This window comes from Pseudomonas sp. YL2 (assembly GCF_023063025.1).
GTDB lineage: Bacteria > Pseudomonadota > Gammaproteobacteria > Pseudomonadales > Pseudomonadaceae > Aquipseudomonas > Aquipseudomonas putida_A.
The window spans coordinates 183,247-191,379 of sequence record NZ_JAJSLU010000007.1 but is presented as its reverse complement, the minus strand read 5'-3'; the positions used below and the strand labels follow the sequence as shown (position 1 = coordinate 191,379).

Sequence of the window (8,133 nt, the reverse complement as noted above, 5' to 3'; positions counted from 1 at the left end):
GTGGTCTGCCCCACTGCCAGCGGGGGGGCCCGCTCCCTCGCTGTCTGCGCCCGCCCCGCCGGTCAGTGGCCCATCAGCCAGTGCTGGTGCGGCCCCGGCAGGGCCCAGATGCCGAACAGGATCACCAGCAGACCGCCGGCCATGCGCACGCTGCGTTTGCGCAGCAGCGCCGTGACCCGCTCGGCGGCGAGGCCGGTGGCCAGCAACACCGGCCAGGTACCGAGCCCGAAGGCGAGCATCAGCAACGCGCTGTCGAGTGCATTGCCCTGGCTCGCCGACCACAGCAGCGTGCTGTAAACCAGTCCGCACGGCAGCCAGCCCCATAGCGCGCCGAGCAATAACGCACGGGGCAGTGTCGACACCGGCAGCAAGCGATTGGCCACCGGCTGAATGTAACGCCACAAACCACGACCCAGGCTTTCGATGCGGGTCAGGCCGCTCCACCAGCCGGCCAGATACAGGCCCATGGCGATCAGCAGCAACCCGGCGAGAATTCGCATGACCATCGCCGCCGGGCTGTTCGCCACCGCCCAACCGGCAAGGCCGATCAGCAAACCGGCGGTCGCGTAACTGAGGATCCGTCCGAGGTTGTACGCCAGCAGCAGACGAAAGCGTCGGCTGCGCTGCTCCTTGGGGATCGCCAGGGTCAGCGCGCCCATCAGGCCGCCGCACATGCCCAGGCAATGCCCGCCACCGAGCAGGCCGAGGATCAGCGCGGAAACCAGCAGCGGCGCCAGCTCAAGCATGGGGTGGCGCCTTGTCCTGCGGTTTGTCGGCTTTGGCTTCGGCCACGGCGGCGGTGTGGTTCGGGTCCTGATCATCGAACAGGATGCTGTGGGCCGGACCATCGAGGTCGTCGTACTGCCCGCTGTCCACCGCCCAGAAGAAGATGTACACGGCGATGGCCACGATCAGCAGGGCGGCCGGGATCATCACGTAAAGAGCTGGCATCGGTACTCCAGGCCCGCGCGGCTCAGGCCGGCAACGGGCGGGTTTCTGAACGGGTGCCGGCGACCGGCGCGCTCGGCTGGCGAGTCAGGCGCAGGGCGTTGAGCACCACGGTCAACGAACTGATCGACATGCCGACCGCAGCCCACACCGGGGTGATCCAGCCGAGGGCGGCGAACGGCAACATGAGGCCATTGTACAGCGCCGCCCACAGCAGGTTCTCGATGATTACCCGACGGGTTCTGCGCGCCAACGTAAAGGCTTGCACCAGCGCGTCGAGGCGGTTGGACAGCAGCACCGCGTCGGCGCTGGTTTTCGCCAGATCGGTGGCCGAACCCATGGCCACGCTGATGTCGGCAGCAGCCAGCACCGGCACGTCGTTCACACCATCGCCGAGCATCAACACTTTACGACCTTGAGCGTGCAGCTGTTGCAGCACCTGCAGTTTGTCGTCCGGACGCAGACCGCCACGGGCCTCGTCGATACCCAGTTCGGCGGCGACGCTGGCGACCATCGGCGAGCTGTCGCCGGACAACAGCAGCGTGCGCCAGCCACGCGCCTTGCACGCGGCGAGCAGGGCGGGCGCATCGTCGCGCAGGCGGTCGTCGAGAACGAACCACGCCAGCGCTGCCGAGTCATCGCCGAGCAGCAGCCACTGGCCCGGTTCATCCGGCATCGCCGGCAGCGGCGAACCGCTAAGGGCGCAGACAAATTCTGCCTGACCGATGCGCAAACGCTGTGTGCCAACCAGCCCTTCGAGGCCGAGTCCCGGCGTGCTGTGCACTTCTTCAGCCGCCAGTGGCGCACGACCGAAGGCGCGGGCAATCGGGTGTTCCGAACGATTTTCCAATGCGGCGGCAAGGCTCAGGCACTGGTCGCTGTTCAGCGTGCCCAGTGGACGGATCGAACGCAAAACCAGCCGCCCCTCGGTGAGGGTGCCGGTCTTGTCGAAGATCACCGTGTCGATCTGATTCAGGCCTTCCAGCACATGGCCGCGCGTCAGCAACAGACCGAGTTTGTGCAGGGTGCCAGTGGCGGCGGTCAACGCCGTCGGGGTTGCCAGCGACAGCGCGCAAGGGCAGGTCGCCACCAGCATCGCCAGCACGATCCAGAATGCCCGCGACGCATCCAGCTGCCACCACAACAGGCCGATGGCCGCCGCTGCAATCAGCGACAACAGCAAGAACCATTGCGCGGCGCGGTCGGCGATTTCCGCCAATCGCGGTTTTTCGGCCTGGGCGCGATCAAGCAGACGGACGATGGCCGACAGGCGTGTGTCCTGACCCAGCGCCAGAACCTCGACGGTGAGCGCGCCTTCGACATTCAGCGTGCCAGCGGTGACCGCATCGCCCAGCGTGCGCGGTTGCGGCAGGTATTCGCCGGTCAGCAGCGATTCGTCGATGCTCGACTGGCCATCGAGGATCTTGCCGTCCGCCGGCAGGATCGAACCCGGTTGCACCAGCACCCGGTCACCCAGGCGCAATTCGCTGAGCAGGATGCGTTCGCTCTGGCCGTCGGCGTCGAGGCGCAGGCACGAGGCTGGCAACAGGTTCACAAGCTGCGCGATGGCCGCGGCGGTGCGCTCGCGGGCGCGGCGTTCCAGATAGCGGCCGGCGAGCAGGAACAGCGCGAACATCCCGACCGCATCGAAATACAGCTCGCCGACCCCGGTGATCGAGGTCCAGATCCCGGCGATGTAGGCGCTGCCGATTGCCAGTGACACCGAGACGTCCATGGTCAGGTGGCGGGTGCGCAGATCGCGCATGGCGCCCTTGAAGAACGGCGCGCAGCTGTAGAACACGATCGGTGTGGTCAGGAACAGCGCGACCCAACGCAGGATCGTGTGCAGTTCGGGGCTGAGGTCGATGTTGAATTCCGGCCAGGTCGCCATGGTCGCCATCATTGCCTGAAACCACAGCAGCCCGGCGACACCGAGCTGACGCAACGCGAGACGGTTTTCGCTGGCCAGTTGCTCGCTGGCGCGGTCGGCCTGATAGGGGTGGGCGGCGTAACCGATGTGGCGCAGCTCGGCGAGGATCTGGCTCAGCGGCAATTGTGCGTCGGCCCATTGCACGTGCAGGCGATGGTTGGACAGGTTCAGCCGCGCCTCGGCCACCGCCGGCAGGCTGCGCAGGTGTTTCTCGATCAGCCAGCCGCAGGCGGCGCAACTGATGCCTTCCATCAACAGGGTGGTTTCGGCGAGTTCGCCCGCGTGACGGACGAAGGGTTGTTGCACGTCGGCGCGGTCGTACAGCGCCAGTTCATCGGTCAATTGCACCGGCAGTGCTTCGGGGTTGGCCGAGGCTTCGCTGCGATGTTGGTAATAGCTTTCCAGACCACCGGCGACGATGGCTTCGGCCACGGCCTGACAGCCGGGGCAGCAGAACTCGCGGGACTCCCCGAGCACGACGGCGGTGAAGCGGCTGCCCGACGGGACGGGCAGAGCGCAGTGGTAGCAGGGGAGTGGGGTGGTCATGGCATCGTTGAGGGGGTAAGCCCTTGCATTGGGGTTGTCCGCTTGCCCTCACCCCAGCGCTCTCCCGGAGGGAGAGGGAGCCGATTGATGGAGGCCGGAAAAGAGGTGCATCCACGGATATCGTCACTGCCATACACAAGGCATGCGAGCGGCCGAAATCAGTCCCCTCTCCCTCCGGGAGAGGGTTAGGGTGAGGGGCTTCTGCAGTTTATTTATTTATCCAGGTCTTCGGCGCCCTGCAGCGGTTCGTCACCGAGCAGCAGATCCTTGTCGTGGCTGACCTGTTCCTCTTCGAACGTGCGCCACACGTGGTCGTCCTGCATGCCCAGCAATTCGACAAAACGTCGGCCTTCGACCTTGTCGCCCAACTGACCGATGTAACGGCCGGTTTCGGTTTCGCTGCGGGTCAGGACGATCTTGCGATCCTTCTCCGGCTGGGTCGGCGAGATCAGGTTCAGTTCCAGGGTTTTCGGCTGGCTGTCGCCGCTCAGGCGCAGGTCAACTTCGCCGGTCAGGTCATCCAGATGCACGCTGGCGCGCATCTTCAGCTCCTGCGCCAGCAGCTCGCGATCCAGCGAGCGGTTGATGCCTTTGCCGGCCTCGTAATAGTTGTCGTTGACCAGGTTGTCCGGGTTGTTCACCGCGATGGTCACCATCGACAGGGTCAAGGTCACCGAACAGGCCAGAATCCCGATGATGATCCATGGCCAAAGGTGCTTGTACCAAGGACTGGCGGCGTTTGCTGCGGGCATGTTCAGTTCTCTCAACGGGTTTGTGGGCCGATGAATCGGCTCTTGGCTTCAACGTGGACGCTATCATCGTCGGCATCCTTGAGGATGAATTTCACCTCGTTGGTGCTCGACGGCAATTGTTCCGGTGCGCTCGACAACTCCACCGGCATGCTGAAGATTTCGCCGGCCGGCACCTTGATCTCGCGTTTGCCTTGCAGGCGCAGATCCGGCAGACCGGCGGCTTCCAGCACGTAAGTGTGGTCGCGCTGATCCTTGTTCATGATCTTCAGGCTGTAGACGTTTTCGATCCGGCCTTCGGCGTTTTCGCGGTACAGCACGCGGTCCTTGCTGACGTCGAAACCGACCAGCGAGCGCATGAAGAACGCGGTCACCAGCAGGCTGATCATCGCCAGCAGCACCACCGCGTAGCCAATCAGGCGTGGCCGCAGTTTATGGGTTTTCTGGCCGGACAGGTTGTGTTCGGTGGTGTAGCTGATGAGGCCGCGCGGGTAGTCCATCTTGTCCATGATCGCGTCGCAGGCGTCGATACACGCGGCGCAACCGATGCACTCGATCTGCAGGCCGTCACGGATGTCGATACCGGTCGGGCACACCTGAACACACATGGTGCAATCGATGCAGTCGCCCAGACCCATGGCCTTGTAGTCGACACCTTTCTTGCGCGGGCCACGGCTTTCGCCGCGACGCGGATCATAGGAAACGATCAGGGTGTCCTTGTCGAACATCACGCTCTGGAAACGTGCGTAGGGGCACATGTAGATGCACACCTGCTCGCGCAGCCAGCCGGCGTTGCCGTAGGTGGCGAGGGTGAAGAAACCGACCCAGAAATACGACCAGCCATCGGCCTGACCGGTGAAGAATTCGAACACCAGTTCGCGGATTGGCGAGAAGTAGCCGACGAAGGTCATGCCGGTGACGAAGCCGATCAGCAGCCACAATGAATGCTTGGCGAGCTTGCGCAGGAACTTGTTGCCGCTCATCGGCGCTTTATCGAGCTTGATCCGCTGGTTGCGGTCGCCTTCGGTGACTTTCTCGCACCACATGAAAATCCACGTCCATACGCTTTGCGGACAGGTATAGCCGCACCAGACGCGGCCAGCGTAAACGGTGATGAAGAACAGGCCGAACGCCGCGATGATCAGCAGCCCCGACAGCAGGATGAAGTCCTGCGGCCAGAAGGTCGCACCAAAGATGAAGAACTTGCGTTCCGGCAGGTTCCACCACACCGCCTGATGCCCGCCCCAGTTCAGCCACACCGTACCGAAATACAACAGGAACAGCGCAGCGCCGCCGATCATCCGCAGATTGCGGAACAGGCCGGTGAAAGCACGGGTGTAGATTTTTTCTCGAGAGGCGTAAAGATCGACGCTGTTGTTCGCGTTTTTGCTCGGTGGTGTGACGTCGTGTACCGGAATCTGGTTGCTCATCATTGCATCCCACGGCAGTGGACAAATGCCTCGGTCGATACGTGCCGACCGCGGTCAGAAAGGGGTGTCGCAGTGGCGCAATGATACGCCTGTCGCTCTAACTCAAGGGTGCGACCTTTGGTCGCGTTGGGGAAAAAGCATTATTGGTGTAGCGAATGCAGCAAAGCCTGATGCAGATCAATTGACTTGTTGAGTATGGACGGTTTTGGGGTGGCGGCTAATTCAATGTTCCCATGGGTTGATCAGGGCGACGCCGCTCAAGCGGAAATCACCGACATTGCGCGTGACCACCGTGAGTCCATGCACCAGGGCCGTGGCAGCGATCAATGCATCGCTTTCATTGGCCTGGTCGGGTACATGCAGGCTGGCACAACGCAGTGCCACCGCGGCATCAACCGGCAGGATTCGGGCTTCGAATGCCGGAATGACGTGACGCGTCAGCCAACTGCGCAACAGCTTTCCTTGAGCAGGATCACGCCGTTCCATTCGCAGTACTCCGGTTTCCAGTTCTTTCAAAGTAATGGCGGAAATGTACAGGCGCGGGGCGATGACGCCTTTGGCCCAACTGACCACATTGGCATCGGCCTGCGGCTTGCGAAGTTCGGAAATCACATTGGTGTCGAGTAAATACATCAGGACAGATCCACGGGACGATGAATGATGACTGCGCGCTCGGTTTCGAAATCGATGTCGGCAGCCTCCGGCATGACCAACAAATCGACAATGCTCGTGTTTGCGCCGCTCAGTTTCTGATATTCCTCAATGCTCAACAGGACATGAGAGGCCTTGCCACGGTCGGTGATGATCACTGGACCCAGACGCGCAGCCTTTTTGGCGCTGCTGGTGTCCTGATTGAATTCACGGCTGGAGATGGTGGTGATTGCCATCATGGTTGACCTCTCGCAATACAGATGTAGCAACGTTACTACTTCGCCTTGGGGGCGGCAATCAAGGAAGACAGAACTCAGCCGTCCGTGGGTCGGTCCGTGGCTGGCATAGTCGAGCCAGCCTCGCAAAAGGCGCAGGCCGGCTCGGATTGATTCAGACGTGGCTTCAATACTCAGGGAAGTCTGCCGCCGCCCAGGCTCTCGAGACTGCCGGTATTTCTGTGGGGCTTTGTGGTGCTTCTGGAGTCGGGTTGCAACGGATTACCCAGTGTCACGGCAATCGATTCCACGGGGTGGTTCGATGGATCGATTGTCTGATCGTTGTCTGTGAGTTTCTGATCAACCGGGACAGGGTTTTTGCTGTCATTCAACATAGCGGCTTCATCCTTGAAGTGGCTCCGATGAGGGTCAACGGGCTGTGGACGACCCTACAGAGCATAGCGAATCGAGTCCATCAGGCATGTGTCTCAAAGTATTAATTTCGAAGGCGATTTCAATATTCCAGAAATATAATTAGTTAATTGATGGGTTTTGCTTTCTTGTTTTTTTCGAATAGCTTAGTGGCTGTTCTGCAGCGTGCTAGTTGCATGTTTATGTTTTGAAATTTAACGAAATAATGGAGTGTTATGAAAACCAAGGAAGTTAAAAAGCTTTTCGCTTGTCTGTGTCTGGTGTCCCTGACTTCTCTCACCAGTGCCAATGAAGGTATGCCGCAGCACATGGTATTTGCATCAGACCCGCAATACCCGTGGACAGAAAAGTCGGACAGTGGCGAGGATGAATCGAGCGCGGATTTCGAAAAACGCGCGAAATGGCTGGTGGAAACCCAGTTCGCGAGCATTGCCCAGTTCCGCACCGAGATGGGCGGGCAGGCTGCGGTGCCATTGATGATCAACGGTGACATGACCGCGTTTGGCCACGGCTGGCAGCGCTCTTTCATCGGTTCGATGCTGAAGAAACACTTTGGCGATCACGTGCTCTACGGATTGGGCAATCACGACTACCAGAACAACGTGAATGACTGTTTCAGTGAAAGTTGCGCAGCGGGCAGTATTGTTGATTACCGTGATCATCATGTCGGTAAAGTCGATGAATTTGATCTGGAAGTCACCGGCAGCTTTGTGAATAAACACTATCTGGGTAGTCTGGCTTATTCAAAGAATGTGGGTGAAGTGCATCTGGTGCAGTTGAACAATGAACCCACTTATGCGGTGAAGATTTCTCACGCGTTGAATCCGACCACATTCGATATCACGGCGTCGCTGGACTGGCTGGAAAATGATTTGCGAATAGCGCGAGCGCAGGGCTACGCGATCATTATCAACATGCACAAGCCCTATGAGTGGAAAGGCAGTTGGGATCAAGAGAAGCGCTTTCGCGAAATGATTGAAAAGTATCAGGTGACGGCGATGTTCGCCGGCCACTTCCACGACGAGGGTGGTAGCCAAACCTATATGGGGAGCGTGCCGATGTTTCTCAGCGGTTCAGCTTCTCAGCAGACGTACCTGACCGCCACTTTTTCCAAGGATCGCAAGCAATTGGAGGTGAGTCTGGTCGAGGACAATCAGTGGCGCAAACGTACGCCGGTGGCCACCGTGCCGGTGAAGTCGATCTGGGCCAGTAACCCATAAAAAAATCCCCCG

At 60.5% G+C, this 8,133-nt stretch carries 8 protein-coding genes; 1 reads left to right on the top strand and 7 read right to left on the bottom strand.

Going from position 1 to position 8,133, the window contains the following annotated elements:
- Positions 1–62: 62 nt before the first annotated feature.
- The 7 genes from LVD08_RS13095 to LVD08_RS13065 all read right to left on the bottom strand — a co-directional run bounded on the left by LVD08_RS13095 (position 63) and on the right by LVD08_RS13065 (position 6,490).
- Positions 63–746, bottom strand: a complete 684-nt coding sequence (locus LVD08_RS13095; protein WP_247268344.1) for a sulfite exporter TauE/SafE family protein — start codon at positions 744–746, stop codon at positions 63–65.
- Positions 739–951 carry a cbb3-type cytochrome oxidase assembly protein CcoS gene (gene ccoS, locus LVD08_RS13090; RefSeq protein ID WP_247268343.1) on the bottom strand — a complete coding sequence of 71 codons (213 nt, stop codon included), beginning with the start codon at positions 949–951 and terminating at the stop codon, positions 739–741. Before ccoS ends, LVD08_RS13095 begins: the two co-directional genes overlap by 8 nt.
- Positions 952–973: 22 nt before the next feature.
- Positions 974–3,424 carry a heavy metal translocating P-type ATPase gene (locus tag LVD08_RS13085; protein ID WP_247268342.1) on the bottom strand — a complete coding sequence of 817 codons (2,451 nt, stop codon included), beginning with the start codon at positions 3,422–3,424 and terminating at the stop codon, positions 974–976.
- A gap of 212 nt (positions 3,425–3,636) precedes the next feature.
- Positions 3,637–4,176, bottom strand: coding sequence for a FixH family protein (locus LVD08_RS13080; RefSeq protein WP_247268341.1), 540 nt, complete (start codon positions 4,174–4,176; stop codon positions 3,637–3,639).
- An 11-nt stretch (positions 4,177–4,187) separates the two neighbouring features.
- Entirely contained in the window at positions 4,188–5,603 is a 1,416-nt protein-coding gene (ccoG, locus tag LVD08_RS13075) for a cytochrome c oxidase accessory protein CcoG (RefSeq protein WP_027613255.1), read from the bottom strand.
- Between the two features lie 222 nt (positions 5,604–5,825).
- A complete protein-coding gene (locus LVD08_RS13070) occupies positions 5,826–6,236 on the bottom strand; it encodes a type II toxin-antitoxin system VapC family toxin (protein ID WP_097087649.1) in 411 nt (136 codons plus the stop codon).
- The gene (locus tag LVD08_RS13065) at positions 6,236–6,490 is read right to left on the bottom strand and encodes a type II toxin-antitoxin system Phd/YefM family antitoxin (RefSeq protein ID WP_047599120.1); all 255 of its coding nucleotides are present in this window, start codon (positions 6,488–6,490) and stop codon (positions 6,236–6,238) included. The genes LVD08_RS13070 and LVD08_RS13065 overlap by 1 nt, the downstream gene beginning before the upstream one ends.
- A gap of 626 nt (positions 6,491–7,116) precedes the next feature.
- Here LVD08_RS13065 and LVD08_RS13060 point away from each other — a divergent pair.
- Positions 7,117–8,121 (top strand): metallophosphoesterase family protein, encoded by a 1,005-nt coding sequence (locus tag LVD08_RS13060; RefSeq protein WP_097087651.1) that lies wholly within the window; start codon positions 7,117–7,119, stop codon positions 8,119–8,121.
- Positions 8,122–8,133 lie beyond the last annotated feature (12 nt).